Genomic DNA, 26,431 nt, shown 5'->3' on the forward strand with positions numbered 1-26,431 from the left:
AGGCACTCATTTGGACGGCAGCGATGAGGAAGCAGAAGTTATAGCACCGCTTTGGCAATCGTAAAGCGCGGCGCGCAGATAGACCGTGGGTTTGTGCTTTTGTTCTCGCTACACTCGCGCGCTTGCCCGGGAGCCTTCATGTCTAACTTCTTCAACGACTGGCGTCAGCGCGCCACGCATCAGCAGGTGTGGGCGCTGGCCGCGCCGATGATCCTGTCGAATATCTCCGTGCCGCTGGTTTCGCTGGTGGACAGCACGGTCATCGGCCATCTCCCCCACGCCCACCAGCTCGGCGCGGTGGCGGTCGGCGGCACGCTGTACAGCTTTCTCGCCTGGGCCATGGGGTTTCTGCGCATGGGCACGACCGGCTTCGCCGCCCAGGCCGCCGGGCGCAACGACGGAGCGGCGCTGCGCCAGGTGCTGTTGCAGGGTTTGCTGCTGGCGATTGGGTTTTCTGTGCTACTGGGGCTGATCGGCCTGCCCTTCCAGCACCTGGCGCTGGAAATGATGCAGCCCTCCAATGATCTCAACGACCTGACCCGCGATTTCTTCCATACCCGCTTGTTCGGCTTACCGGCCGCGCTGGCCAGTTATGCGCTGGTGGGCTGGTTCCTCGGGCTGCGAAACGCTCGAGCGCCGCTGGCGATTCTGCTGACCACCAACCTGGTCAACATCGCGCTGAATCTGTGGTTCGTCATGGGCCTGGACTGGGGCGTGGCCGGCAGCGCACGTGCGTCGGTTATCGCCGAATGGACTGGCGCCCTCCTCGGTCTCGCCCTCACCCACAAAGGTCTGCGCGCGTATCCCGGACAGCTGGCGGTGTCCGCGTTCAAGCGCTGGCAGAGCTGGCGACCGCTGCTCACGGTCAATCGCGATATCTTCATTCGCAGCCTGATCCTGCAATCGGTGTTCTTCCTGATCACCGTGCAGGGCGCTCGACTGGGCGACGCCACCGTGGCAGCCAACGCGCTGCTGCTCAATGGGCTGTTGCTGATGGCCCACGCGCTGGACGGACTGGCCCACGCCGTTGAAGCCCTCTGCGGACACGCCATCGGCGCGCGGGATCGCGAGGCGTTGCGGCGCTCGTTGAACGTCTCCGGGGGTTGGTCGCTAATCTGCAGCGTCGCATTTGTGGGGCTGTTTCTGCTGGGCGGGCATCTGTTCGTCGAGATGCAGACCGACATCACCGCAGTGCGTGACATCGCTTTCGTTTATCTGCCCTATCTCGCCGTGCTGCCCTTTGTCGCGGTCTGGAGCTATTTGCTCGACGGCCTGTTCATCGGCGCCACCCGCGCTCGCGAGATGCGCAACGCGATGGTCGTCACGGCGTTGATCACCGCGCCGTTTGCCTGGCTGGCAAGCGGGTTTGGTAACCATGGGCTGTGGCTGGCGTTTTTGGTGTTCATGGCATTGAGGGCGCTGACGCTGGGGTATCTGGCGTTGAAGCTCAACCGCAGCGGCGCCTGGTTCAACGGCTGACCGAGACGCTGGAGACCTGCGCCTGATCCTGAGCGTGGATAAACGCTGCAACCTCCTCCAGCACCGGCGCCAGGCTGCGTAACGGGCGGGCAAGTGCGCCCACCAGCGTGCGATGACTGGTGCGAGAGAAATACACCTCGCGCACTGACACGCCCTGAGCGCGCAAACGACTGGCCATGCCTCCCGTGTTGCGTTGCGGGTTCACCTCCGTATCGTCGGCGGAAGCGATCAGCAACGCCGGCGGTGACGCTGCGCTGACATGGTTGATCGGCTGGGAGTCCGGTGGCGAATTCGGGAAGTAAAAAACCGGCTTCACCTCCGCGTCTTCGATGGGCAGAAAATCATAGGGCCCGGCCAGACCGATCCAGCCCTTGATGATGGAAGGTGTGGTGCCCGCCGCCGCCAGCCATTGCGGATCCAGGGCCAGCATCGCCGCGTTGTAAGCCCCGGCACTGTGGCCCATCACATACAACTTCGCCGGATCCCCGCCGAACTGACGAATGTGATCGCGGGTCCAGACCACTGCCTGGGCGCTGTCCTGCAGCAGCTCCTGGTAATGCACTTGCGGGTACAGCCGATAATCGGCAAGTACCGCAACGATGCCCCGGGACGCCAGCGCCTCACCGACGAAGGCGTAATCACCCCGCGATCCACTGGTCCAGCTGCCGCCATAGAAGAACACGACGACCGGCGCGTCCGGCGCTGCATCTTTGGGCGTGTAGACGTCGACTTTATTGCGCGGGTCCGGGCCGTACGCCAGGTCAGACGTTCTGCTGAACGTGCTGCTCGGGGTAAACGCGTTGAGCACCTTCAACGGCGAGCAGGCCATCAGCAAGGTCATCAGCCAGGCGGCGAACACTGCTTTGAGCGCCAGTTTGATCATCGTTCATGCTCCCGAAACAGTGAAGGACGCCTGACTGTGCAGACAACGAAAACGGGCCACAAGGGCCCGTTTTTGGGACTACCTACCTCATTACGACGACAGGTAGGACGACCGCGTCAGGCCCAGTCGCAAGGCATCCAGAAACTGGGTACGCTCGCGCGGGGTAATCTTGGCGCTGGCCACTTTGTCCCGGTAATGGGTCATCAGTTCTTCCGGCGACAAGTGCACGTAACGCAGCATGTCTTCGATGGTGTCGTGGGTTTCGATCCCGGCTGAATAGGCACTGCCATCCTGGTTTTGATAGATGTTCACCGAATCGGTGTCACCGAACAGGTTGTGCATGTCGCCCAGAATTTCCTGATACGCACCGACCAGGAACACGCCCAGCAAGTAATCCTCACCCTCGTTCAACGAGTGAACCGGCAGGCTGGTCTCGATGCTCTGCTCGTCGACGTACTGATTGATCTTGCCGTCGGAGTCGCAGGTCAGGTCTTGCAGTACGGCGCGACGCAGCGGCTCTTCGTCCAGGCGATGCAGCGGAATGATCGGCAGCACCTGATCGATCGCCCAGGTATCCGGCAGGCTCTGGAACACCGAGAAGTTGCAGATGTACTTGTCGGCCAGCTTGTCGTTGAGTTCGTCGAGCACCTGACGATGGGAACGCTGACGGGCTTTCAGCGAGTTGTGCAAACGGCGGCACACTGCGAAATAGCACTGCTCGCCCAAGGCCTTCTGCGCCAGGGTGATCTTGCCGTCGGAGTACTGGGACGCGATGTCGCTCATGTAGTGCGTGGCGCGCCAGTAGGTCTCGGTGACCATTTCGATGTCGGTCGGGCCGAGCAAATCGATCAGCCACTGCAGGGTTTCCGGCAGGCTTTCCTTGTCGGTGATCTCCGGCACTTCGTCGTTGTGACGCTCGACGTCGGTCACCTGAATCACCAGCATGGCGTGGTGCGCAGTCAGCGAACGGCCGCTCTCCGAGAAGATGTGCGGATGCGGCAGGCCCTGCGCGTCGCAGAACTCCTTGAGCATCCCGACCACGACACCGGCGTAATCGTCCATGTCGTAGTTGATCGAACTGGCGTTGCGCGAATGCGTGCCGTCGTAGTCCACACCCAGACCGCCGCCGACATCAATGTGATCCACCGGCAGGCCGAGGTTGCGGAGCTCGCCGTAATAACGAATCGCTTCCTTGAAACCGTGCTGATAGTCAGCCAGGTTGGCGATCTGCGAGCCCATATGGAAGTGCAGCAAACGAATGCCCTGATCGAGCCCTGCCTTGGTGAAGCGCTCGACGACCGACAGCAACTGCGCGGCGGACAGCCCGAACTTGGACTTCTCGCCACCGGTGTCGGCCCATTTGCTGGAGGCCAGGGACGACAGGCGCACGCGCAGCCCCACTTGCGGCGCGACCTTCAGCTCGGCGGCTTCTTCGATGACCAGTTCGACTTCGGATTCTTTCTCGATGACGATAAAGACGTTGTGGCCCAGCTTCTGCCCCATCAAGGCCAGACGAATGAATTCGCGATCCTTGTAGCCGTTGCAGACGATGGTGCCGCCCTTCGGCGCCAAAGCCAGCACGGCCATTAGCTCAGGCTTGGAGCCGGCTTCGAGGCCTATGGAAACGTTTTGCGTGGCGATGATGTTTTCCACCACCGCTTCCTGCTGGTTGACCTTGATCGGGTACAGCGCGGTGTATTTGCTCTGGTATTCCAGGCGGGCGATGTTTTCGTCGAACGCACCGGTCAACTGACGCACGCGGTCCTGCAGGATGTCAGGGAAACGCACCAGCAGTGGCAGGGACAAGCCGCTTTTGCGCAGCTGATCGACCTGCTCGTAAAGATCGATGGGCGAGCTGGTCGGCCCGTTGGGGCGAACTTCAACGCGGCCGGCTTCATTGATTGCGAAATAACCGGCCCCCCAATGACGGATCCCGTAGACACTGCGGCTGTCTGCCACGGTCCATTGGCTGCCATCGTCTTTGCGTGTGCGTCGTACGGACATCAAAGTCCCCTATAGAAAAGTCATAAAGCCCCGGCCTGACCGGCTGGGCGCAGTGTAGAGCGTGGAAATGACGGTTTGGCGCCTGCTCGCCTGTGGGGCAATAGACCCGCATTGCGCAGCAGAGTTTGCATGGATGACTGCGGCCAGACCGACGACAAAATCAACGGGCTCGAAACAGACGGCTCAACCGCCCGACTTCTTCGCCTTGAAACCCTGTTTGACCAGCTCGGCCAACAGCGTGTCGACGTGGTCACCCTGGATCTCGATCACGCCATCCTTCAGCGCGCCGCCGGTTCCACACCGTTGCTTGAGGGTCTTTGCCAAGTCCTTGAGCGCGTCTTCGGCCAGCGGAACGCCGGTGACGGTCGTGACGGTCTTGCCGCCACGGCCTTTACTTTCACGGCGCACACGGGCGATGCCATCACCTTCCGGGATGAGCGTGCTTTTGCAGGTGCAGGCGTCGACAGGCTGACGGCAGTCGGGACAATGCCGACCGGCATCGGTTGAAAATACCAGGCCACCGAGGGCGGCGAAGGATGCGGCTTTTTTGGCCACCGGCAATCCTCTTCTTGAGGAGCGAAGTCTGGCCGACGGGAGCCGACCGCGAAGCCCCACTCAGGCAGGGGCAGCGCTACCGGATCGCAAGGGCGGTCCGGCGTGAAAAGTCGCGCAGTGTAACGGCAAAAGGCGCCGATGCTAAGTGCAAATATGCGCCAATTTACGGGACATTTGCGACGCCTTCCAAATAGCGCTTCAACGCGGCCAACGAGTCCGGGCAGTAAGGCTTTTCAGTGGTTTCGCGCAGTACTTGATCAATGCTGAGAAAGCGCGCTTCCAGCACTTCTTCCGGCTGCAGCTTCAATGGCCCGTCCCAGATCGCCGAGAACACGGCGCACCACAGGCGGTTATCCGGCTGATCGAAGAAGAACCGCTCGTGAGCCGCAAGCGCCACGCCGGAAACGCCCAGTTCTTCCTCCAGTTCGCGCGCCGCCGAGAGCTCGTAGCTTTCATCGGCCTGCACCATACCGCCCGCCGCCACATCCCAGTAGCCGGGATAAATGGCCTTGCTCAGCGTGCGTCGGTGCACACACAGCTCGCCAGCCGAATTGAACAGAAGGATATAGGTGCCGCGCCCGATGAGCCCGCGCTCACGCAGATCTGCCCTGGGTAAAGAACCGAGGGGTTGGTCATGACGATCAACCCAGGCAATCAACTCGGCATCAGAGGCCGCACGGTGGGCGGCCTCTTGATCGGAAACACTCATCGATCAGCCTTGGGACAGCAGCTGACGCAGGTCAATCACCGCCGCGTTGGCACGCGACAGGTAGTTGGCCATGACCAGCGAGTGGTTGGCGAAAATGCCGAACGGGCTGCCGTTGAGGATCATCGGGCTCCAGATCGGCTCTTGCGAGGCTTCCAGCTCACGAATGATCTGACGCACGCTGACGGTCGCGTTCTTCTTCGCCAGAACATCGGCGAAATCGACCTCGATCGCGCGCAGCAGGTGCGACAGCGCCCAGGCCTGACCACGTGCTTCGTAGAAGACGTTATCGATCTGCATCCATGGGGTTTCAACGATTTCTTCGTCAACCTGCGGCACTTCGCCCGGCTTGACCGTAACCGTGGATTGCGCCTCGGTTTTCAGGGTGCTGTTCAGTTTGACCCGACCCACGCTGGCGGACAGCCGCTGGGAAAGGGAGCCCAGTCGCGTACCCACGTCGCCCAGCCAGTTGTTCAGGTTGTCGGCGCGGGTGTAGAACAGCGCGCCTTTCTGATTCGGGTCAGACAGGCGCGCCTGATAGCGGCTCAGCGCAGCGATACCGTCACGGTATTGAGACTCGCTCGAAGGCAGCACCCAGCTTTTGTTGTCGAAGTTGAACAACGGCTCGGCACGTGCCAGGTCGCCATCTTCGGCGGACTGTGACTGCGAGCGGGCGAAGTCTTTACGCAGGGCACGGCTCAGGTCGCGCACTTGGACCAGGACGCCATATTCCCAGCTCGGCATGTTGTCCATCCACAGGCCGGGCGGCGAGCGATCGTTGGAAATGTAACCGCCCGGCTTGTCCAGCAGAGTGGAGGCGACGGTTTTGAGGGTTTCGACGGTGGTGTAGCCCAACACCATCTGCTTGCCTTCGCTTTGCGCGGCGGCCTGGGCTTGCTGCTGGACCGGAAACAGGGGCGGTTCGCTGCTCCACCAGATGCCGAGCACCACAGTGACCACCAGGTAGATACCCACCACGGCCCCGACGGCGCGACTGAACAACAGGCCGCCCCAATAACCGCGAGGCGCCTTGCCCATCGGTTTTTCGTCAACGCGTTCAGTTCCCGCGCTGCCCGAGCGCTTCTTCCAATCCAGCATGGCCTTGTCCTTTCAATCACGGAATTCAGTGCTTCTGACCGCAACCTTACAGCAAGGTGCGTTTGGCAGGAATGTGATGGCAGGTGCAATTGTTGAGCAACTGAGTCGAGCGCCTTCCCGGCCGGCTTTAGCCGGGAGGAGGCGGATGCTGAGGCCATCAGGGTCACGCTTTATGGCACCTCATCCATTCTCTTACCGACCGCAACCACGGGTGATCTGCATGTCCCGAATCTAACCAACTGGTCCGTACACTCAAACGGGTTAAAAGCTGGAAATTTGACGGATAAAATCGTCAAAAATCACGAGAAAATGACTTGCGGCATCCTTAGCCGCAGAAAGTAGTGCTAGCATAGCGCCACCACTTATATCGGGGTTTCCCCTATAAAGAAGTCAGGACATGACCGAAGCAGAAGATCCGAGCCGCGACCGGCTCAGACACCACTTTGCCCAGCGCGTTATCCATCAGGCCCGTCAGATCCTTGAGGTGTGGCAGCGCCTGCAGCAAAGTGAATGGTCGGCAACGGACATGGCTGAACTCACCGAGGCCAACGAGCGGCTGCTGCGGTTTGCCGAACGCTTCGAGCAGGCCGAACACGTGCAACTCGCCACCGCGATTAACCTGGCATTGCTCGACGTCGAGGCCAATCGCGGTCGATTGAGCAGCGCCCTGATTACTGACCTCAACCGTCTGATGCAACGCTTGTCCCACACCGGCCTCAGGCATGGCGACCGTCTTGAGCAAACCGCTCTGCCGCCCCTGCGCAAACCGATTTACATCGTGCTGGAGGACCATGAACGCGGCGAGCGTCTGGCCAAGCAACTGGAGTTCTTCGGTCTGAGCGCGCAGTCCCTCGCAAGCGTCGACACCTTCCACATGACGATGGCCGAGCGCTTGCCTGCCGCTGTCGTCATGGACGTCGACTTCGGTGGCGCAGGCCAGGGCCTGAAGCTCGCCACCCAGATGCAGGAAGGACTCGAGCAAAAACTCCCGCTGCTGTTTTTCAGCCATCACGAGACGGACACGCCCACGCGCCTCGCCGCCGTGCGCGCCGGTGGAGAGGAATTCCTGACCGGCACGCTCGAAGCGTCAAGCTTGCTGGAAAAGATCGAAATCCTGACACGAGTTGCACAGTACGAACCCTACAAGGTGCTGATCATCGACGATTCGCGCGCCCAGGCGAAGCACACCGAACGCTTGCTGAACGGGGCCGGAATCGTCACCCGTACCCTGCTCGACCCCATCAAGACCATGGCTGAGCTGGCCGAATTTCAGCCTGACCTGATCATCCTCGACATGTACATGCCCGGCTGCACCGGCACCGAGCTGGCCAAAGTGATCCGCCACAATGATCGCTACGTCAGCGTGCCGATCATCTACCTCTCGGCTGAAGACGATCTGGATAAACAGCTGGACGCGATGAGCGAAGGCGGCGACGACTTTCTCACCAAACCCATCAAGCCTCGCCACCTGATCACCACCGTGCGCAATCGCGCAGCACGGGCGCGCAACCTCAAGGCGCGCATGATCCGCGACAGCCTGACCGGCCTGTATAACCACACGCACATCCTGCAATTGCTGGAAGATTGCAGCTTCCGCTCGCGACGAGAGAACAAGCCGCTGAGCTTCGCGATGCTGGACATCGACCATTTCAAGAAGGTCAACGACAGCCACGGCCACCCCATGGGCGACCGCGTGATCAAAAGCCTGGCGCTGTTCCTCAAGCAACGCCTGCGCAAGACCGACTACATCGGTCGCTATGGCGGTGAGGAGTTCGCCGTGGTCATGCCGGACACTGATCTCGCAGCGGCCCACGGCGTGCTCGACGAAATTCGCCAGCGCTTCGCCGAAATCCATTACCCCGCGGAGCCTGTGGACCTGTTCTGCACATTCAGCGCCGGGGTGGTAGAGATCACCGAGGACGACGACGCGCTGATGATGGCCTCGCAAGCAGACGAAGCGCTGTACCGCGCAAAAAAGGCAGGCCGCAACCAAGTGCACGGGCTAGAAGTACATGCAGCAGTGTCGCCCCACAGCAAACACACCCAGCCGGACATCGTTTGACAGGTTGCGTCCTGCATCATTTTCAGACCGAAGTTCAGACCGAAGAACTCTAGCCCTCCCTGCACGCCCGCAGCCACTCCGCTATCATGCGCGGACTTCTGTGATGCGAGACCGCCATGCGCCGCCTGCTTTGTCTGTTACTGCTGATCTGTGCCCTGTCCGCCGTCGGCGCGAGCTTTCTGGAGAACAGATCGAGCACCACACTGGGCGGCGCAGCTGTCGACAACAGCAAGGATTTTCTGCCGGTGCGTCAGGCGTTTCAGTTGAACCTGAGCGACACCAGCCCAGAGTCCGTCAAGCTTCAGTTCGTCGCCACTGAAGGCTATTACCTCTATCGCCATCGCTTTCAGTTCCGCACCGAGCCCGCCGACATCGGCCTCGGCGCCGCGCAACTGCCAGACGGCGAAAAGAAGCACGATGAGTACTTTGGCGACGTTGAGGTCTATCACGGCATCCTCGACGTCACCCTGCCGCGCAAAACCGGAGACACGCGGCCCTTCACCCTTGTCGTCACCTATCAGGGCTGCGCGGACAAGGGCCTTTGCTACCCGCCGGAAACCGAGCGACTGAGCATCGGCGGCGCGAGCCCTGCAAAGTCCGATACCCCCCTTGCCGGGAATGTCACCCACGCCGAGTTCAGCTGGAAACAACTGGCGCTGTTTTTCCTCGCCGGCGTCGGCCTGACGTTCACGCCGTGCGTATTGCCGATGCTGCCGATCCTCTCCGGCGTGGTCCTGCGCGGACAGATCGGCGGGTTGCGCGGGTTCTCTTTGGCCTTGGCCTACGTGCTGCCGATGGCGCTCTGCTTCGCGATCCTTGGGGCAGTGATGGGCATGTTCGGCGCCAGCCTCAATCTGCAGGCGCGATTGCAATCGGCGTGGGTGCTCGTGCCGTTCGCCGGTTTTTTCGCGCTGTTCGCCGTGGCCATGTTCGGTGCGTTCGAGCTGCGCCTGCCCCGCGCGCTCAATGACCGACTGGACCGCATCGCCGGCAATACCCAGGGCGGGTCTTTGTGGGGCGCGGCGGTTCTGGGCGTGGTTTCAAGCCTGCTGGTCTCGCCCTGTGTCTCGGCACCACTGGCCGGCGCGCTGCTTTATATAAGCGCCAGCGGCGATGCCCTGGGCGGGGCCTTGAAGCTGTTGGCTCTGGGCCTGGGCATGGGCGCGCCGCTGGTGCTGGTGGCGACGGGCGGTGCGGCGTGGCTGCCTAAAAGCGGACCGTGGCTGGTGGCGGTCAAGAATGCCATCGGCGTGCTGTTGCTGACCCTAGCCATCGGCTTGCTGAGCCGGGTGATTCCGGGGCAACTCACGCTACTGTTAATCGGCCTGCTGTGGGCCGGCGTTGCGTTGTTCCTCGGTGCATTGGAGTTCGGCGAAAAGACCACGCGGGGCCGCCTCGCTCAATTGCTTGGCTTGTTCTTGCTGGTTTACGCCCTTGCCTGCTGGTACGGCGCTTTCAGCGGGCAGACCGATCCGCTGCGTCCGCTGGGTCAATCCCGGCTCGATTCGGGCCCTGCCCAACCGGCCTCGGAAAGCCGCTGGCAGACAGTGACCCAGGCCAGCGAGCTGGACCGGATCCTTGAAGCGTCCAAAAGCGCCGGCCAACCCGTGCTGGTCGACTGGTACGCCGACTGGTGCATCAGCTGCAAGGTTATCGAGCATGAGGTTCTGCCAGATCCAAAAGTCGTCAGCCAACTGGGGGCCTTCAAGCTGATCCGCTTCGACATGACGGACAGTAATGCCGAGCAACGCGCATTGCTCGATCGCTACAAACTGTTTGGCCCTCCCGCGCTGCTGTTTTTCGGAAAAAACGGCAACGAGCTGGAAAACGCACGCGTCGTCGGCGAAATCGACGTCGAAGCGTTCTCAGAGCGGCTTTCTAGAGCAAATGACCAAATCTAGCGCCATGGTCACAAACTTCGCGCGAACATCGGGCATCGTGCTGAATATTGTGGGTAACTGGACAGTCCATCGTACTTTCCGGCATAGTCGCTGCCCATCAGCGGCTCACTCTGTACGTGAGCGTCGAAAACGCGAACAACAAGGAACACTCGATGGCGACCTTTCTGGTTCTTCACGGACCTAACCTGAACCTGCTGGGGACCCGTGAACCGGGGATCTATGGCTCGATCACGTTGGCCGATATCAACCAGGATCTGGAACAGCGTGCGCGCGAAGCCGGTCACCACCTGATGTACCTGCAGAGCAACGCTGAATACGAGTTGATCGATCGCATCCACGCTGCACGCGATGAAGGCGTGGACTTCATTCTGATCAATCCGGCTGCTTTTACGCACACAAGCGTCGCGATACGTGACGCGCTGCTGGGAGTGAGCATCCCATTCATCGAAGTGCACCTGTCAAACGTGCACAAGCGCGAACCTTTCCGCCATCACTCCTACTTTTCAGATGTTGCTGTAGGCGTGATCTGCGGCCTTGGCGCCAGCGGTTACCGACTGGCCCTGGAGGCCGCCCTGGAACAATTGGCCAAGCGTTCGGAGGCGTGAACGGCACAGTCCCGTACTGAGCCAGACCGCCGGAACCGGCTACCAAATCCCCCTGACCGTCCCTTGGGAGTTGATGATTAATGGATATCCGTAAAGTCAAGAAACTGATCGAACTGCTGGAAGAGTCCGGCATCGACGAACTGGAGATCCGTGAAGGCGAAGAATCCGTACGGATCAGCCGTCACAGCAAGACTCCAGCACAGCAGTACTACGCGCCTGCCCCGGTTGCCGCTCCGGCACCTGCCCCGGCTGCAGCCCCAGTGGCCGCAGCCGCCGAAGCACCCTCTGCTCCGAAGCTCAACGGCACTGTCGTCAAATCGCCAATGGTCGGCACCTTCTACCGCACTCCGGCGCCTGGCTCGCCAGCGTTCGTTGAAGTCGGCAAGACCGTCAAGAAAGGCGACACCATCTGCATCGTTGAAGCGATGAAAATGATGAACCACATCGAAGCTGAAGTCAGCGGCACGATCGAATCCATCCTGGTAGAAAACGGTCAGCCGGTTGAGTATGACCAGCCGCTGTTCACCATCGTTTGAACCGGGGAGAGCCTGCGATGTTGGAAAAAGTCCTGATCGCCAACCGCGGCGAAATCGCCTTGCGCATCTTGCGTGCCTGTAAAGAACTGGGCATCAAGACCGTCGCGGTCCATTCCACGGCAGACCGTGAGCTGATGCACCTTGGCCTGGCAGACGAAACTGTCTGTATCGGCCCGGCGCCAGCCAACCTGTCGTACCTGAACATTCCGGCCATTATTTCGGCTGCAGAGCTGACCGGCGCCACGGCGATTCACCCGGGCTACGGTTTCCTCGCGGAAAACGCAGACTTTGCCGAACAGGTCGAGAAATCCGGCTTCGCGTTCATCGGCCCTAAAGCCGAAACCATTCGCCTGATGGGAGACAAGGTTTCCGCCAAAGACGCCATGAAGCTTGCCAACGTGCCAACCGTTCCCGGTTCAGACGGCCCGCTGCCGGAAGACGAAGAGATCGCGCTGCGCATTGGCCGTGAAGTCGGCTACCCAGTGATCATCAAGGCCGCTGGCGGCGGTGGTGGTCGCGGCATGCGCGTGGTGCACAAGGAAGAAGACCTGATCGAAGCCGCCAAGCAGACCCGTGCTGAAGCGGCTGCCTGGTTCAGCAACCCGATGGTCTATCTCGAGAAGTACCTGACCAACCCACGTCACGTGGAAGTCCAGGTCATTTCCGACGGTCAGGGCCAGGCGATCCATCTGGGCGACCGCGACTGTTCGCTGCAGCGTCGTCACCAGAAGGTTCTGGAAGAAGCGCCTGCACCGTTCATCAACGAGCAAGCCCGCAAGGACGTGTTCGCGGCCTGTGTCAAAGCGTGCATCGACATCGGCTACCGTGGTGCTGGCACGTTCGAGTTCCTGTACGAGAACGGCCGTTTCTACTTCATCGAAATGAACACCCGTGTTCAGGTGGAGCACCCGGTTTCGGAAATGGTCACCGGTATCGACATCGTCAAGGAGATGCTCAGCATCGCCGCCGGCAACAAACTGTCGTACACCCAGGATGACGTGGTCATTACCGGGCATTCGCTGGAGTGCCGGATCAACGCAGAGGATCCGAAGACTTTTGTCCCGAGTCCGGGCCTGGTCAAGCATTTCCACGCGCCAGGCGGTAATGGCGTGCGTGTGGATTCGCACCTGTACAGCGGCTACAAGGTTCCGTCCAACTACGACTCGTTGATCGGCAAGCTGATCACCTGGGGCGCGACCCGCGAAGAAGCCATGGCGCGCATGCGTAACGCCCTGGATGAAATCGTGGTTGACGGGATCAAGACCAACATCCCGCTGCACCGTGATTTGACCCGTGATGAAGGCTTCTGCGAAGGCGGCGTCAACATTCACTACCTGGAACACAAACTGGCCGCTGACAAGCATTGATCTGCCAGTAAGTGCTACAGACCAACAAAGCCGCTCTCGAGCGGCTTTGTTGTTTTCGGGGCGTGCGATCTGGTTGTGGGGTGCGGCATTCAGTGGGACCGGCTTTAGCCGGGAAGAGGCCGGTCCGATCGCCATCAGGGTTGCGGTGTGAACACGGACGCCTTCCCGGCTAAAGCCGGTCCTACCGATTAACCGCCCCGCCAGAATCACACGCACGCCACAGATCGCGACACCCACTTTGTTGTTTCCCCACGAACCCCGTAAACTTGCCGGTCTTTCGTGGCCGTCGGCCGCCTTTCAATTTTTCAACTCGAAGGTCACCCGCCATGCCTTGGCTGCAAGTCCGTCTCGCCATTAGCCCCGAACAAGCCGAAACCTACGAAGACGCCCTGCTCGAAGTCGGCGCCGTATCGGTGACGTTCATGGACGCTGAAGACCAGCCGATCTTCGAGCCAGAGCTGAACACCACGCCGCTGTGGTCGCACACGCACCTGCTGGCGCTGTTCGAAGCCGACACCGATGCCGATCACGTCCTCGCTCACCTGAGATTGCTCACCGACGCCGAGCTGCCGGAACACACCCATGAAGTGATCGAAGATCAGGACTGGGAACGCAGCTGGATGGACAACTTCAACCCGATGCGCTTCGGCCAGCGGTTGTGGATCGTGCCGAGCTGGCACGCCGCACCGGAGCCGGACGCCGTCAATCTGTTGCTCGACCCGGGCCTCGCATTCGGCACAGGTACTCATCCGACCACCGCGCTGTGCCTCGAGTGGCTCGACGGCCAGGACCTCGCCGGCTGCAACGTGCTGGACTTCGGCTGCGGCTCCGGCATTCTCGCCATCGCCGCACTGCTGCTGGGCGCTGAACAAGCCGTCGGCACCGACATCGACGTCCAGGCCCTGGAAGCGTCGCGCGACAATGCCGGCCGCAACAATGTCCCGGCCGAGAAATTCCCGCTGTATTTGCCTGAAGACCTGCCCCAGGTGCCGGCCGATGTGCTGGTGGCCAACATCCTCGCGGGCCCGCTGGTTGCTCTGGCGCCGCAGCTGGCGAGCCTGGTCAAACCCGGTGGCCATCTGGCGCTGTCCGGTATCCTTGCCGAGCAAGGCGATGAAGTCGCTGCCGCGTACGCTGACACCTTCGAGCTGGACCCGATCGCCAACCGCGAGGGCTGGGTACGGATCACTGGTCGTCGCCGCTGACAGCCAGTTGCCCTAAGATCCAACCATCAGGCGCTCTTTAACCCCGGATACCCGCATGACCGACAGCTTCGTCACTCAGTGCCCGCATTGCCAGACCAGTTTCCGCGTCAGTCACGCCCAGTTGAGCGTGGCCCGAGGCATGGTGCGCTGTGGCTCATGCCTGCAGGTGTTCAACGCCGCGAAGCAACTGCTGGAACAACGCGCCGATGCAACGCCGGAAACGCCGTCGCCTTCCGCGCCGAACATCGAAAGCGTGGAGAAGACGCCGGAAATCCTCGCGCCACAATCCCTCGTCGTGACCCAGCCAGCGCTGTTGCCGGTCAAGCGTGAAGAGCGTGAGGTGGACCTGGACAGCCTTGATCTGGACGATCTCGATGTCGAGCTGGCCCGTCTCGAACAGCGCGAGATTCAGCTGCCCGAGTCCTTCGGGCGTGTCAGCAAGGCGCGCGATCACGACGAAGTCGAGTCCTTCAGTGCCCGACGCGATGAGCCTGACGTCGCGCAGGAGTCGTGGGCCCACGGCATGAGTCACGACGATGTCGACCGATTGCCCGAACTGCGCGCCGAAGTCGTCGAGGAACGCGAAGCGCATACCGACCACTCGATAGACGAAGGCCCGCTGGACGAGCCCATCAATCAGCAGGAACGCCATCGCACCGAGCCTTCATTCTCGCTGAGCCCGGACGATCTGGGCGACGAACCCGATCACCCCCACTCGCTCAAGCCTCACGCCGACCCCGACGATGAGCCGTCCTCGGAACGCTTCTCCGCTCTGGACACCCACGAGCATCAGGATCGCCTCAGCGCCCGTGACGATGATGATGGGGACGATGAGCCTCCGCACGCCGCTGCCGACAAGCGTGGCGGCCGCAACGAACCGGGCCTGCGGGACAGGGCGCTGGTCGACCTGACGGATGACCCGCTGCAGTTGTCCTGGCAGAAACCCAAGCCACGCTGGGGACGGCGTCTGCTGTGGATGCTATTGATCCTGGTTGGGCTGGGCGCACTGGCCGGCCAATACATTGCGTACCACTTCGAAGAGCTGGCGCGACAGGATCAATACCGCCCCATTTTTATGGAGCTGTGCCCGTCCCTCGGCTGCAAGGTCCCGTCCAAGGTTGATATCAAACTGCTCAAGAGCAGCAACCTTGTCGTGCGCAGCCACCCCGAGTTTCAGGGCGCGCTGGTCGTCGACGCGATCATCTATAACCGTGCGTCATTCTCCCAGCCGTTCCCGCTGCTCGAACTACGCTTTGCCGATGCGACGGGTCAACTCATCGCCAGCCGTCGATTCAAACCGGGCGAGTACCTGAGCGGCGAGCTGGCGGGCAAGGACGAAATGCCACCCCAGACGCCGATTCACATCGCACTGGACGTCCTCGACCCGGGCCCCAAGGCGGCGAACTACAGCCTGAGCTTCCGTTCGCCGGAGTGAAAACCCGGGCGCGGCGGGTTTGTCCGCACCGAAATGCAGCACCTTGCAAGGTATGGGATGCCCGAAATCCGACGACACTTTTATGACAATACCGGCCTAAACCTAACCGTTCGCGTTAAGAACGGAACTGTTCAGATTTTATCCAATTCAGCCTTTATCCAGTCATCGAGAGCGGGTATCATGCCCACCCTTTTTCATACTCTGGGTCCCGTCTGAATTGGCGCTGAAGCACTTTTCGGACCAGACCTCGTGATTCGGCCCCACAACAGGTCACCCTATGTCGGCGGTACGCATCGGCCCTTACACATTGCAAAACGGCTTGATTCTCGCCCCGATGGCGGGTGTCACCGACCAGCCCTTCCGACAACTCTGTCGCCAGCTCGGCGCAGGCCTGGTGGTCTCGGAAATGGTCACCAGCGACATGAGCCTCTGGAACAGCCGCAAGTCGCGGTTGCGCATGATTCACGAAGGCGATCCCGAGCCACGCTCGGTACAGATCGCTGGCGGGGACCCGCAGATGCTTGCGGACGCAGCACGCGCCAACGTCGAACTCGGCGCGCAGATCATCGACATCAACATGGGTTGCCCGGCAAAAAAGGTCTGCAACAAGGCCGCTGGCTCAGCGTTGTTGAAAGATGAACAGTTAGTGACCGAAATCCTGCACGCGGTGGTCGCGGCAGTCGAGGTACCGGTCACGCTGAAGATTCGCACCGGCTGGGACCGGGCGAACAAGAATGGTCTGACCGTCGCCAGAATTGCCGAACAAGCCGGCATTCAGGCGCTGGCGGTGCACGGGCGAACCCGTGCCGATCTCTACACCGGTGAGGCCGAGTACGACACCATCGCCGCCATCAAGCAGGCGGTGTCCATCCCGGTGTTTGCCAACGGGGACATCGATTCACCGGAAAAGGCCCGCTACGTCCTCGACGCAACCGGCGCCGACGGGCTGTTGATTGGCCGGGCCGCCCAAGGGCGCCCATGGATTTTTCGCGAGATAGAACACTACCTGCAGACCGGGGAAAAACTTCCAGGCCTGCCCGTCAGTGAAGTGGAACGCATTCTGCTAGAGCATCTGGCTGCGCTTCACACCTTCTATGGCGACGTGATGGGCGTGCGAATCGCCCGCAAACACGTCGGCTGGTACCTCGCAACGTTGCCGGGCGCCAAGGAGTTTCGCGCCCTTTTCAACCGTTTGGAAGATACAGAAGCACAGTGCGCCAACGTTCGGGAGTTCTTTTCCCAGCGCGATAAATCCCTCCCAGCAGGGAACGAAGAAGAGGTGGCCGCATGACGATGATGACTGAGACTTTAGTGAGTGGAACAACACCCGTGAGCGACAACGTCAATTTGAAACAACACCTCAATACGCCGAGCGAAGAGGGTCAGACCCTGCGCGGAAGCGTCGAGAAGGCGTTGCACAACTACTTCGCTCATCTGGAAGGTGCGGCCGTCACTGATGTCTACAACCTGGTGCTCTCGGAAGTCGAGGCGCCGTTGCTCGAGTGCGTGATGAACTACGTCAAGGGCAACCAGACCAAGGCCTCCGAGATGCTGGGGCTGAATCGCGGCACCCTGCGCAAGAAACTCAAGCAGTACGACCTGCTGTAAGCATCCGAAAAACAAGCGACCTCACCTCAATGCGGTCGTTTTTTTTGCAAAATTCTTTTGCTTTTGATGGAAGTTGAGATGACCGACCAGACGACCCGCCTGCCGATCCGCCGCGCCTTGATCAGCGTATCCGACAAGACCGGTATCCTTGAATTTGCGCGTGAACTCCAAGCCCTCGGTGTCGAGATCCTCTCCACCGGTGGTACGTTCAAGCTGCTCAAGGACAACGGCGTTGCAGCGGTAGAAGTCGCCGACTACACCGGCTTCGCGGAAATGATGGACGGCCGGGTCAAGACCCTGCACCCGAAAATCCACGGCGGCATTCTGGGCCGTCGCGGCATCGACGACGCCATCATGAGCGAACACGGCATCAAGCCGATCGACCTGGTTGCCGTGAATCTCTATCCGTTCGAGGCCACGGTTTCCAAGCCAGGCTGCGACCTGCCGACGGCCATCGAGAACATCGATATCGGCGGCCCGACCATGGTTCGCTCCGCCGCTAAAAACCATAAAGACGTCGCCATCGTCGTTAACGCCAGCGACTACACCCATGTGCTGGAAAGCCTCAAGGTCGGCGGCCTGACCTACGCGCAGCGCTTCGACCTGATGCTCAAGGCCTTCGAGCACACCGCGGCCTACGACGGCATGATCGCCAACTACCTGGGCAGCGTTGACCAGTCCGCTGACACCCTGAGCACCGAAGGCCGCAGCGCATTCCCGCGCACCTTCAACAGCCAGTTCATCAAAGCGCAGGAAATGCGCTACGGCGAGAACCCGCACCAGAGCGCGGCGTTCTACGTTGAAGCAAAGCCTGCCGAAGTCGGTATTGCGACCGCCACCCAACTGCAAGGCAAAGAGCTTTCCTACAACAACGTCGCCGATACCGACGCGGCGCTTGAGTGCGTGAAGAGCTTCGTCAAGCCTGCCTGCGTGATCGTCAAGCACGCCAACCCGTGCGGCGTTGCAGTAAGCCTGGATACAGAAGGCGGCATTCGTCAGGCCTACGAGCTGGCCTATGCCACCGATAGCGAATCGGCGTTCGGCGGCATCATCGCCTTCAACCGTGAGCTGGATGCCGAGACAGCCAAGGCCATCGTTGAGCGCCAGTTCGTCGAAGTGATCATCGCCCCGAGCGTCAGCGCTGAAGCCCAGGCCATCATTGCCAGCAAAGCCAACGTGCGCTTGTTGACCAGCGGCCAGTGGGACGCAGAGCGCGCGCCGGCCTGGGATTACAAGCGAGTCAACGGCGGCTTGCTGGTGCAGAGCCGCGACATCGGCATGATCGGCGCAGACGACTTGAAAGTGGTCACCCAACGCGCGCCGACCGAGCAGGAAGTTCACGACCTGATCTTCGCCTGGAAGGTCGCCAAGTACGTGAAGTCCAACGCCATCGTTTACGCCAAGAACCGGCAGACCATCGGCGTCGGCGCAGGCCAGATGAGCCGGGTGAACTCTGCCCGCATCGCGGCGATCAAGGCCGAACACGCCGGTTTGCAGGTGCAGGGCGCTGTCATGGCCTCCGATGCGTTCTTCCCGTTCAGGGACGGCATCGACAACGCGGCCAAGGTTGGCATCACGGCAGTGATCCAGCCAGGCGGCTCGATGCGTGACGCCGAAGTGATTGCAGCAGCGGACGAAGCGGGTATCGCGATGGTATTCACCGGCATGCGCCATTTCAGGCACTGAGTGCAGCGGCAAGCATCAAGCTGCAAGAGGTAAGTAAAAGCAGAGTCGCGTCGCTTTACTCGCCCTTGCAGTCTTATTAATTCAGAGCAATGAGCCGTGATTAAGAGTTGTGCTATTCGCTTTTACTTGCCGCTTGTAGCTTGCAGCTTCTCCGAAGGAGTCTTTCTTTGAATATTTTAATCATTGGCAGCGGTGGCCGTGAACACGCTCTGGCCTGGAAAGTCGCGCAGGACGCTCGTGTCGAGAAAGTCTTCGTCGCTCCCGGCAATGCCGGCACTGCCACTGAAGCCAAGTGTGAAAACGTCGCCATCGACGTGCTGGCGCTGGAGCAACTGGCTGACTTCGCCGAGAAGAACGTCGCGCTGACCATCGTCGGCCCGGAAGTGCCGTTGGTCGCCGGTGTTGTCGACCTGTTCCGCGCCCGTGGCCTGAAGTGCTTCGGCCCGACCAAGGGCGCCGCACAGCTGGAAGGCTCCAAGGCATTCACCAAGGACTTCCTCGCGCGCCACAACATTCCCTCTGCCGACTACCAGAACTTCACTGAAATCGAACCGGCGCTGGCGTACCTGCAAGAGAAAGGTGCACCGATCGTCATCAAGGCCGACGGCCTGGCGGCGGGCAAAGGCGTGATCGTCGCGATGACCCTCGCAGAAGCAGAAGACGCCGTGCGCGACATGCTGGCCGGCAATGCTTTCGGCGACGCCGGTTCGCGCGTGGTGATCGAGGAATTCCTCGACGGCGAAGAAGCCAGCTTCATCGTCATGGTCGACGGCAAGAACGTACTGCCCATGGCCACCAGTCAGGACCACAAACGCGTCGGCGATGGCGACAGCGGCCCGAACACCGGCGGCATGGGTGCGTATTCCCCGGCCCCGGTGGTCACCGCCGAGGTTCACCAGCGAGTGATGGATCAAGTCATATGGCCGACCGTCCGGGGCATGGCCGCCGAGGGGAACATTTACACCGGTTTCCTCTATGCTGGTCTGATGATCGACAAGGCTGGCAATCCGAAAGTCATCGAATTCAACTGCCGTTTTGGCGATCCGGAAACCCAGCCTGTCATGCTGCGCCTGCAGTCGAGCCTGGTGACCCTGGTTGAAGCCGCTCTGGCGCAAACGCTGGATACGGTGGATGCTCAGTGGGACCCGCGTCCGAGTCTGGGAATCGTGCTGGCAGCCGGCGGCTATCCGGCCGACTACGCCAAGGGCGACGAGATTCACGGGCTGGACGCTGCGGCCGCGTTGCCGGGCAAAGTGTTCCACGCTGGCACTGCGCTGCAGGATGGCCGTATCGTGACCTCCGGCGGTCGCGTGCTGTGCGCGACAGCGCTGGGCAACAGCGTTGGCGATGCGCAGAAACAAGCGTACGAGCTGGCTGCAAAGATTGACTGGAAAGGTTGTTTCTACCGCACGGACATCGGCTATCGCGCCATTGCCCGGGAACGCGGCGAAGATCTGGCGTGAGCCTCGGCCCGATCGGCGATTCCTCGTTGAGTCGCTGATCGGGCATCCGGTGCCCCAGAGTTAAACAGGCTTCATTCACGAAGGGATTTCGCCGTGCGCTGGCTCAGGATTGCCACTCGTTTGACCGTCACATTGCTGACCCTGCTCTGTATAACTTCGGCGGCCGCCGAGGTCGGTGCAGGCTGGTCAACCCTTGTCGACGATCAGTCAAACCTTAACCTCAGCGACATTCGCTCCCCCCATTACGAATCCCAATTCAGCCCGGTCGAACTCGACAAGGTGCGCGCGACCAATCGCGACGCCGCGCTGTGGCTGCACTACCGCCTGCCCCCGGCCACCCATGAACAACTGGTGCGGATCTTCGCGCCTGACCTGGCGACGGTCGACATGTACGTGCTCGACGGCGACAGCCTGATCGATCATTCGCGCTCCGGTAACCGGGTGCCGCGCGAAGCCCAACCCCTGCCGTCACTGGACTTCCTGCTGCCGGTGCCCCACAGCGACAAGCCGCTCGACCTGTATTTGCGCCTCAAGTCCGAGCAGGAGCTGCGCCCTAACATCACGCTGCAGTCCGCCGTCACCAGCGCCGCCGACGAGCGCCGCCCCCTGCTGCTCGGCCTGTTCTTCGGCTCGCTGGCCATGCTGATCGTGCAGAACCTCACGCGCTTCGCCCAGTCTCGCTCGATCAGCAGCTTGTGGCTGGCAGCGTGCGAGGCGTTTCTGGGGCTGAGTGCGCTGTTGCTGCTCAACCTTCAGGCGCCGTGGCTGCCGCGCTGGCATCTGGCGCAGACGCCGAGCGCTCACCTCGCCCTGCTCCTCGCCGCCGCGACCGGGCTGATGTACACCTACTGTTTCTTCGTTCAGCGCGGCGTCGAGATGCTCAATCGGCTGCTGATGGGCGTGCTGCTGGTGGTGGGCTTTGGTGCGCTCCTGGTGCTGTTCGTTGACACCCTGCCGCTGAACATCATGACGTTCCTGCTGGTGGCATTGACCACGGTCAGCATCACCCTCGTGTCGATCTACCACCTGCAGAAGGGCTACTCCCCTGCCCGGCCGTTCGTGATCGCCATGATCGCGTTCAATCTCGGCAACCTCGTGGTACTGCCGGCCATGCTCTGGCTGACGAGTATTCCCGCGCAGACGCTGATCATCGGGGTGTTGGCGGTGTTTTGCCTGTGCGGCCTGCTGATGAGCATCGCCCTCAGCGAGCGTCATCGCAGCATCACTGAAGACAACTTCAGCATCAGCCGCGAACTCGCCGCCAGCACAGCGGAGATCAACGCCAAGGCCGAGTTTCTGGCGAAGATCAGCCACGAGATCCGCACCCCCATGAACGGCGTTCTGGGGATGACCGAGCTGCTGCTGGGCACGCCGCTGTCGGTCAAGCAGCGCGATTACGTGCAGACCATCCACAGTGCCGGCAACGAACTGCTGACCCTGATCAACGAGATCCTCGATATCACCAAGCTGGAGTCCGGTCAGATCGAGCTGGACGACGTGCAGTTCGATCTCAATGCGATGATCGAGGACTGCCTGAGCATCTTCCGCGCCAAGGCCGAACAGCAAAGTGTCGAGCTGATCAGCTTCATTCAGCCCCAGGTGCCGCGCGTCATCAGCGGTGACCCGACACGCCTGCGGCAGACGCTGCTCAGCTTGCTGGAGAACGCCTTAAAGAAGACCGACGAGGGCGAGATCCTGTTGGTCGTCGCCCTCGACTCCCGCGGCGGCAAGCCACGACTGCGCATCGCCGTTCAGGACAGCGGCACGCCGCTGACGCCCAACGAGCGCGACGCGCTGCTGCACGCTGAACTGCATAGCAAGAATTTCCTGGCGGCCAGCAAGGTGGGCGGTCACCTGGGGCTGGTCATCGCCCGGCAGCTCATTCTGTTGATGAGCGGCGAGTTCGGCATTCAGAGCGGCACCAATCAGGGCAGCACGCTGTGGCTGAGTCTGCCCCTTGATGCACAACGACTGGAGCAGCCCCCCGCCGATCTGGACAGCCCGCTCAAAGGCGCGCGGGTTCTGGTGGTCGACGACAACGACACCTGCCGCAAGGTGCTGGTCCAGCAGTGCAGCGCGTGGGGGCTCAACGTCAGCGCCGTGCCATCGGGCAAAGAGGCGCTGGCGCTGCTGCGCACCAAGGCTCACCTGCGCGACTATTTCGATATCGTCCTGCTCGACCAGAACATGCCCGGCATGACCGGCATGCAACTGGCCGCCAAGATCAAGGAAGACCCGAGCCTGAACCACGACATTCTGTTGATCATGCTCACCGGCATCAGCAACGCGCCGAGCAAGATCATCGCGCGCAATGCCGGGGTTAAACGCATCCTCGCCAAACCGGTCGCCGGGTACACGCTGAAGACCACGCTGGCGGACGAGCTCAATCAGCGCAACATAGGCAATGCGCCCTTTTCTGCAGTCCCCGGGGCGATCGGCGATATCGACGTGCCCAGCGACTTCCGCATTCTGGTTGCCGAAGACAACAGCATTTCCACCAAGGTCATTCGTGGCATGCTCGGCAAGCTCAACCTGCAGCCGGACACTGCCAGCAATGGCGAAGAGGCGCTGCTGGCGATGAAGACCCGGCGCTATGACCTGGTGCTGATGGACTGCGAAATGCCGATCCTCGACGGGTTCTCGGCGACGCAGCAGTTCCGCGCCTGGGAAACCGGAAACCAGCGCATTCGCACCCCTGTGGTGGCATTGACCGCGCACATTCTGGCGGAGCACAAGGATCGCGCGCGGCAGTCCGGCATGGACGGGCACATGTCCAAGCCGGTAGAGATGTCGCAGTTACGCGATCTGGTCGAATACTGGGTGGAGCAACGTGCCCGGGATGACGCGACCCGCGCCACCCGCGGCGAAGACCGTTACGAGCAAAACTGACCGCCAGGTGGCCGTTACGGGCTGATAGACTTGGCGCCGTCCCAGTCTGCCGCCATGAGCTCAAACCATGCTTCACGTGCTGTTCAGCGTTTACCTGAAGATGCTGGTGCTCTATAGCCCGTTCTTCGTCCTGTCCTGTTTCATTTCCCTGAGCCGCGGTTATTCGCGCAAGGAACGCCGACGCCTGGCGTGGAAGATCGCCTTCGCGACGCTGGTGTCCAGCGTCTTGCTGTACTTGTTCGGGCGGGTGATTTTCGGGGTGTTCGGCATTACCGCTGACGCTTTCCGTATCGGTGCCGGCAGCGTGCTGTTCATCTCCGCGCTGGCCATGGCGCAGGGCAAATCCGGCGTGCAGACCGACAACGTCCAGCAGGACGTTGCCATCGTACCGCTGACCATCCCTATCACCGTCGGCCCCGGCACCATCGGCGCACTGCTTGTAATGGGCATCAGCCAGCCGCACTGGGATGACAAACTCACGGCCATCGTCAGCATCGCGCTGGCCAGCCTGACCGTCGGCGTCATCCTCTATCTGTCCAACAGCATCGAGCGGATTCTCGGCGATCAAGGCCTGCAGATTGTCAGCCGGTTAATGGGATTGTTTGTGTGCGCGCTCGCCGCCCAAATCATTTTCACGGGCATCAAGGGCTACCTGCTGACCTGATGGGCGCTCAGATCGCAAAGGTCTGAATCGCCCGTGCGCCATGGCCGTCCAGCTCCCTGGCAACGGCATCTCGGTGTCTGGCGTAGTCGGTGCGGTCAAAACGGTAGACCCCTCCGGTGATGCGCAATGTCAGCTCACTGCGTGATTCAGACCAGAAGTCGAAATCCCTCGTCTCGACGTTGCCGGTCATCTGGATGCCGCACAGCAGCACCATCACATTGCCCGCAGAGTCCGTCGCGCACGGAATGACCTGAAAGCCGGCGATGACGCTGTTGGCGTTGATGCTCTCAAAAAAATGCGTCGCATAACGATGGATGCGCATGGACTGAAGCGACGCCTTCGCCTGCCGCGCCAACCGAGCGGAGCCGCGTGATTCGATAACACTGAAGCTGATTTCCTCCAGTTCCGACGCGCTCCCGATCACCATTGGTTCATGAATGATCGGGCTCAGTTTCCTGAAACTTCGTTGCTCCAGTGCCGTGCCATACCGGTATGCCCAGTAGGTGAAATGTTCATCCCGACTGACCTTACCCGCCACTCGCTCGGCTCGCAGCAGGCAGTCGAACAGGTCCTCGCGGTCCTGCCTCTTGATACCGGCAGACAGTGAGACCAGACCATTGCCGACTACCGCGCCTGTCGCGCTCATGCGTCAGCTCCCGCCAACGCGCACACCAGGCTGGGGCGACGACCCTCCAGCGCCTGGCTGACGTTTTTGCGCAGGGGCGTGTAGACCAGGTCCATGAGTCGCAGGGAATAGAAGCGCAGATCGATATTGCCGACGATATCGTGGGGCTGCAGCGTCTCGAACACAAAGTCGTCTTTCAGCGCAGTTCGGTGCGTGAAGCTCACGAGCGCAACGGACAGCCCTGCGTTCAGGTTCAGAAAGCCGAACTGTAGCACCACCTTCTGGCCTTTTTGCACGTCGCCTGTATCCCTCGGCACTAAAGGCCCGAGCGCCTGGCGGGCCAGCAGGTCGACTGCTGGCTGATTGGGTCGGCTGGAAACAGAACGCCAGAGGGCCGACTCACTGTCAGACAGCATGTCGTTGGGCATGAAAATCGGCCACTTGCTCTTCAACCATCCCCACACCGAGCCGGGCCCGAGTTCCAGCGCCGGGCAACTCAACGTCTCATGGGTGTTCAGCGCCCAGCCGAAACGGATGAAAGCAGCGAGCCATGTGTCGTTCCAGGCAGAGGTGGCGGTAAAGCGAGCGTGTTTCTTGGTCGCCGCAAGCTGCGTGTACAGCACGCAATCGGCGGCGTCACTTTTCTGTAAGTCAGCACAGGCACTGTGCGTGAACAGCAGGCACCCTGCGCTGACCTGCGTTTCGATCATTCCCTGATGCATGGGCACATCTCCTTGAGAAGGAGGCGACGGGCGCCTCCCCCTATCTGATTAGATCTGGAATTCCTCGATGGCGGCTGAGGCGCTCTTGTTCAAACGCTGCTGGATCTGTGTACGCAGTGCCGCATAGACGCGTGTGTTCAACACCAGATGGTTCTCACCCCGGAAAGCTTGCACTTCAGCACTGTTCCATTCCCAAAAGAGGACGTTGGTGACAGCCGAATCGGTGGAGAAATTCACCGCACCCATCGCCAGGTTGACAGTGCCGTCGCTGGATTCAGTACAAGCGCCGATACGGAAATTCGCGCCACGGTGGGTCTTGGTCTGACGCTCGAAAATTCGCAGCGGTTTTTCCTGGGCTTTCAGCGCGGCGACGGCATCACCGGCGACCTTCAGCATGGCGACGGACGCAGGCCCGGGCAGTGCGGCGGCGGCGATAGCGGAAGAGATGATCTCCAGCCCTGCTTGCTCCATGCTGAATCGACGGTGCGTCGAGTAATAGCGGCTGTACCTCCAGTTGGTGGAAAACCAGCCCAGCGTCGTCAACACCTTGTTGTATTGCTGGTACCACTGCTCGCTCTGCTTCTCCGGGTTGAACGCTTTGTTGGCGACCAGCGTGGCGAACAGAAGGGAGTCAATGACGTCGTCTTTGTTCTGCCGCGAAACGCCTTCGGCGAAGGCCAGCAGGTTGCCCGCCGCAACGGCACCTTGGCTTGGGTCGTCCGGAAGATCCGGAACAGCGTTATCCATTGCGGAGAAGTGCTCGATCAACGAGTGGGTGCAGTTGGCCATCGGGCACTGGTCGATGAAAGCACTGCGTTCGGCGTCGGTCATACTTGTTTCATGTTTCATTCGTTAATCCTTTAACTGGCAGGTAAGTCCGTCGTGGACACCTCCGAGATTAACGAACATTGCCCGCCGCGCCACCCAAGGGTTGGTAG

At 61.1% G+C, this 26,431-nt stretch carries 22 protein-coding genes; 14 read left to right on the plus strand and 8 right to left on the minus strand.

Annotated features, from left to right (window positions below; all coding sequences use genetic code 11):
* Nucleotides 1–138: 138 nt before the first annotated feature.
* Nucleotides 139–1,479: an MATE family efflux transporter gene (locus SLW74_RS17785; protein ID WP_410929668.1), complete on the plus strand. Its 1,341-nt coding sequence runs from the start codon at nucleotides 139–141 to the stop codon at nucleotides 1,477–1,479.
* Here the strand turns inward: SLW74_RS17785 and SLW74_RS17790 are convergent.
* From SLW74_RS17790 to SLW74_RS17810, 5 genes are all read right to left on the minus strand, one after another.
* Nucleotides 1,469–2,362, minus strand: a complete 894-nt coding sequence (locus tag SLW74_RS17790; RefSeq protein ID WP_410929669.1) for an alpha/beta hydrolase — start codon at nucleotides 2,360–2,362, stop codon at nucleotides 1,469–1,471. The genes SLW74_RS17785 and SLW74_RS17790 overlap by 11 nt on opposite strands.
* 90 nt (nucleotides 2,363–2,452) lie before the next feature.
* The gene (speA, locus tag SLW74_RS17795) at nucleotides 2,453–4,366 is read right to left on the minus strand and encodes an arginine decarboxylase (RefSeq protein ID WP_065987722.1); all 1,914 of its coding nucleotides are present in this window, start codon (nucleotides 4,364–4,366) and stop codon (nucleotides 2,453–2,455) included.
* A 183-nt stretch (nucleotides 4,367–4,549) separates the two neighbouring features.
* Entirely contained in the window at nucleotides 4,550–4,921 is a 372-nt protein-coding gene (locus SLW74_RS17800; RefSeq protein ID WP_065987874.1) for a translation initiation factor Sui1, read from the minus strand.
* Between the two features lie 163 nt (nucleotides 4,922–5,084).
* Nucleotides 5,085–5,630: an NUDIX hydrolase gene (locus SLW74_RS17805; protein ID WP_065987723.1), complete on the minus strand. Its 546-nt coding sequence runs from the start codon at nucleotides 5,628–5,630 to the stop codon at nucleotides 5,085–5,087.
* A 3-nt stretch (nucleotides 5,631–5,633) separates the two neighbouring features.
* Complete coding sequence (locus tag SLW74_RS17810; RefSeq protein WP_065987724.1) at nucleotides 5,634–6,725, minus strand: DUF2333 family protein; 1,092 nt, start codon at nucleotides 6,723–6,725, stop codon at nucleotides 5,634–5,636.
* Nucleotides 6,726–7,122: 397 nt separating this feature from the next.
* Between SLW74_RS17810 and SLW74_RS17815 the strand changes: the two genes are divergently transcribed.
* The 13 genes from SLW74_RS17815 to SLW74_RS17875 all read left to right on the plus strand — a co-directional run bounded on the left by SLW74_RS17815 (nucleotide 7,123) and on the right by SLW74_RS17875 (nucleotide 24,146).
* Nucleotides 7,123–8,787, plus strand: a complete 1,665-nt coding sequence (locus tag SLW74_RS17815) for a PleD family two-component system response regulator (protein ID WP_192133220.1) — start codon at nucleotides 7,123–7,125, stop codon at nucleotides 8,785–8,787.
* Between the two features lie 116 nt (nucleotides 8,788–8,903).
* The gene (locus tag SLW74_RS17820) at nucleotides 8,904–10,688 is read left to right on the plus strand and encodes a protein-disulfide reductase DsbD (RefSeq protein WP_410929670.1); all 1,785 of its coding nucleotides are present in this window, start codon (nucleotides 8,904–8,906) and stop codon (nucleotides 10,686–10,688) included.
* Nucleotides 10,689–10,840: 152 nt separating this feature from the next.
* Nucleotides 10,841–11,293 carry a type II 3-dehydroquinate dehydratase gene (gene aroQ, locus SLW74_RS17825; RefSeq protein WP_065987726.1) on the plus strand — a complete coding sequence of 151 codons (453 nt, stop codon included), beginning with the start codon at nucleotides 10,841–10,843 and terminating at the stop codon, nucleotides 11,291–11,293.
* An 80-nt stretch (nucleotides 11,294–11,373) separates the two neighbouring features.
* The gene (gene accB / locus SLW74_RS17830) at nucleotides 11,374–11,829 is read left to right on the plus strand and encodes an acetyl-CoA carboxylase biotin carboxyl carrier protein (protein WP_065987727.1); all 456 of its coding nucleotides are present in this window, start codon (nucleotides 11,374–11,376) and stop codon (nucleotides 11,827–11,829) included.
* 17 nt (nucleotides 11,830–11,846) lie between these two features.
* Nucleotides 11,847–13,196: an acetyl-CoA carboxylase biotin carboxylase subunit gene (gene accC / locus SLW74_RS17835; RefSeq protein ID WP_410929671.1), complete on the plus strand. Its 1,350-nt coding sequence runs from the start codon at nucleotides 11,847–11,849 to the stop codon at nucleotides 13,194–13,196.
* A 326-nt stretch (nucleotides 13,197–13,522) separates the two neighbouring features.
* Nucleotides 13,523–14,401, plus strand: coding sequence for a 50S ribosomal protein L11 methyltransferase (prmA, locus tag SLW74_RS17840; protein WP_410929672.1), 879 nt, complete (start codon nucleotides 13,523–13,525; stop codon nucleotides 14,399–14,401).
* Nucleotides 14,402–14,456: 55 nt separating this feature from the next.
* The gene (locus SLW74_RS17845; RefSeq protein WP_410929673.1) at nucleotides 14,457–15,836 is read left to right on the plus strand and encodes a DUF3426 domain-containing protein; all 1,380 of its coding nucleotides are present in this window, start codon (nucleotides 14,457–14,459) and stop codon (nucleotides 15,834–15,836) included.
* 277 nt (nucleotides 15,837–16,113) lie between these two features.
* Nucleotides 16,114–17,127, plus strand: a complete 1,014-nt coding sequence (gene dusB / locus SLW74_RS17850) for a tRNA dihydrouridine synthase DusB (protein WP_369319127.1) — start codon at nucleotides 16,114–16,116, stop codon at nucleotides 17,125–17,127.
* Complete coding sequence (fis, locus tag SLW74_RS17855) at nucleotides 17,124–17,444, plus strand: DNA-binding transcriptional regulator Fis (protein WP_015093301.1); 321 nt, start codon at nucleotides 17,124–17,126, stop codon at nucleotides 17,442–17,444. Before dusB ends, fis begins: the two co-directional genes overlap by 4 nt.
* A 78-nt stretch (nucleotides 17,445–17,522) precedes the next feature.
* Nucleotides 17,523–19,130, plus strand: a complete 1,608-nt coding sequence (gene purH, locus SLW74_RS17860) for a bifunctional phosphoribosylaminoimidazolecarboxamide formyltransferase/IMP cyclohydrolase (RefSeq protein ID WP_410929674.1) — start codon at nucleotides 17,523–17,525, stop codon at nucleotides 19,128–19,130.
* 167 nt (nucleotides 19,131–19,297) lie between these two features.
* A complete protein-coding gene (gene purD / locus SLW74_RS17865; RefSeq protein ID WP_410929675.1) occupies nucleotides 19,298–20,593 on the plus strand; it encodes a phosphoribosylamine--glycine ligase in 1,296 nt (431 codons plus the stop codon).
* A 93-nt stretch (nucleotides 20,594–20,686) separates the two neighbouring features.
* On the plus strand, nucleotides 20,687–23,482 hold the full coding sequence (locus tag SLW74_RS17870) for a response regulator (protein ID WP_410929676.1): 2,796 nt from the start codon (nucleotides 20,687–20,689) through the stop codon (nucleotides 23,480–23,482).
* Nucleotides 23,483–23,549: 67 nt separating this feature from the next.
* Nucleotides 23,550–24,146 (plus strand): MarC family protein, encoded by a 597-nt coding sequence (locus SLW74_RS17875; RefSeq protein ID WP_065987735.1) that lies wholly within the window; start codon nucleotides 23,550–23,552, stop codon nucleotides 24,144–24,146.
* A 7-nt stretch (nucleotides 24,147–24,153) separates the two neighbouring features.
* Here SLW74_RS17875 and SLW74_RS17880 read toward each other — a convergent pair whose 3' ends face one another.
* Genes SLW74_RS17880 through SLW74_RS17890 form a run of 3 tightly spaced genes read right to left on the minus strand, consistent with a single transcriptional unit; the run spans nucleotide 24,154 to nucleotide 26,342 of the window.
* Nucleotides 24,154–24,792, minus strand: coding sequence for a hypothetical protein (locus tag SLW74_RS17880; RefSeq protein ID WP_192133234.1), 639 nt, complete (start codon nucleotides 24,790–24,792; stop codon nucleotides 24,154–24,156).
* Nucleotides 24,789–25,493: a hypothetical protein gene (locus SLW74_RS17885; RefSeq protein ID WP_410929677.1), complete on the minus strand. Its 705-nt coding sequence runs from the start codon at nucleotides 25,491–25,493 to the stop codon at nucleotides 24,789–24,791. The genes SLW74_RS17880 and SLW74_RS17885 overlap by 4 nt, the downstream gene beginning before the upstream one ends.
* A 48-nt stretch (nucleotides 25,494–25,541) precedes the next feature.
* A complete protein-coding gene (locus SLW74_RS17890; RefSeq protein WP_410929678.1) occupies nucleotides 25,542–26,342 on the minus strand; it encodes a hypothetical protein in 801 nt (266 codons plus the stop codon).
* Between the last annotated feature and the right edge of the window lie 89 nt (nucleotides 26,343–26,431).

This window comes from Pseudomonas sp. W5-36, from assembly GCF_046540455.1.
GTDB lineage: Bacteria > Pseudomonadota > Gammaproteobacteria > Pseudomonadales > Pseudomonadaceae > Aquipseudomonas > Aquipseudomonas graminis_B.

Bases quoted from the DNA above. Each gene is read 5' to 3' on its own strand.
- SLW74_RS17785 (WP_410929668.1), top strand. From the start codon at position 139: ATGTCTAACTTCTTCAACGACTGGCGTCAGCGCGCCACGCATCAGCAG.
- SLW74_RS17790 (WP_410929669.1), bottom strand. From the start codon at position 2,362: ATGATCAAACTGGCGCTCAAAGCAGTGTTCGCCGCCTGGCTGATGACC.
- speA (WP_065987722.1), bottom strand. From the start codon at position 4,366: ATGTCCGTACGACGCACACGCAAAGACGATGGCAGCCAATGGACCGTG.
- SLW74_RS17805 (WP_065987723.1), bottom strand. From the start codon at position 5,630: ATGAGTGTTTCCGATCAAGAGGCCGCCCACCGTGCGGCCTCTGATGCC.
- SLW74_RS17810 (WP_065987724.1), bottom strand. From the start codon at position 6,725: ATGCTGGATTGGAAGAAGCGCTCGGGCAGCGCGGGAACTGAACGCGTT.
- SLW74_RS17815 (WP_192133220.1), top strand. From the start codon at position 7,123: ATGACCGAAGCAGAAGATCCGAGCCGCGACCGGCTCAGACACCACTTT.
- SLW74_RS17820 (WP_410929670.1), top strand. From the start codon at position 8,904: ATGCGCCGCCTGCTTTGTCTGTTACTGCTGATCTGTGCCCTGTCCGCC.
- aroQ (WP_065987726.1), top strand. From the start codon at position 10,841: ATGGCGACCTTTCTGGTTCTTCACGGACCTAACCTGAACCTGCTGGGG.
- accB (WP_065987727.1), top strand. From the start codon at position 11,374: ATGGATATCCGTAAAGTCAAGAAACTGATCGAACTGCTGGAAGAGTCC.
- accC (WP_410929671.1), top strand. From the start codon at position 11,847: ATGTTGGAAAAAGTCCTGATCGCCAACCGCGGCGAAATCGCCTTGCGC.
- prmA (WP_410929672.1), top strand. From the start codon at position 13,523: ATGCCTTGGCTGCAAGTCCGTCTCGCCATTAGCCCCGAACAAGCCGAA.
- SLW74_RS17845 (WP_410929673.1), top strand. From the start codon at position 14,457: ATGACCGACAGCTTCGTCACTCAGTGCCCGCATTGCCAGACCAGTTTC.
- dusB (WP_369319127.1), top strand. From the start codon at position 16,114: ATGTCGGCGGTACGCATCGGCCCTTACACATTGCAAAACGGCTTGATT.
- fis (WP_015093301.1), top strand. From the start codon at position 17,124: ATGACGATGATGACTGAGACTTTAGTGAGTGGAACAACACCCGTGAGC.
- purH (WP_410929674.1), top strand. From the start codon at position 17,523: ATGACCGACCAGACGACCCGCCTGCCGATCCGCCGCGCCTTGATCAGC.
- SLW74_RS17875 (WP_065987735.1), top strand. From the start codon at position 23,550: ATGCTTCACGTGCTGTTCAGCGTTTACCTGAAGATGCTGGTGCTCTAT.
- SLW74_RS17880 (WP_192133234.1), bottom strand. From the start codon at position 24,792: ATGAGCGCGACAGGCGCGGTAGTCGGCAATGGTCTGGTCTCACTGTCT.
- SLW74_RS17885 (WP_410929677.1), bottom strand. From the start codon at position 25,493: ATGCATCAGGGAATGATCGAAACGCAGGTCAGCGCAGGGTGCCTGCTG.
- SLW74_RS17890 (WP_410929678.1), bottom strand. From the start codon at position 26,342: ATGAAACATGAAACAAGTATGACCGACGCCGAACGCAGTGCTTTCATC.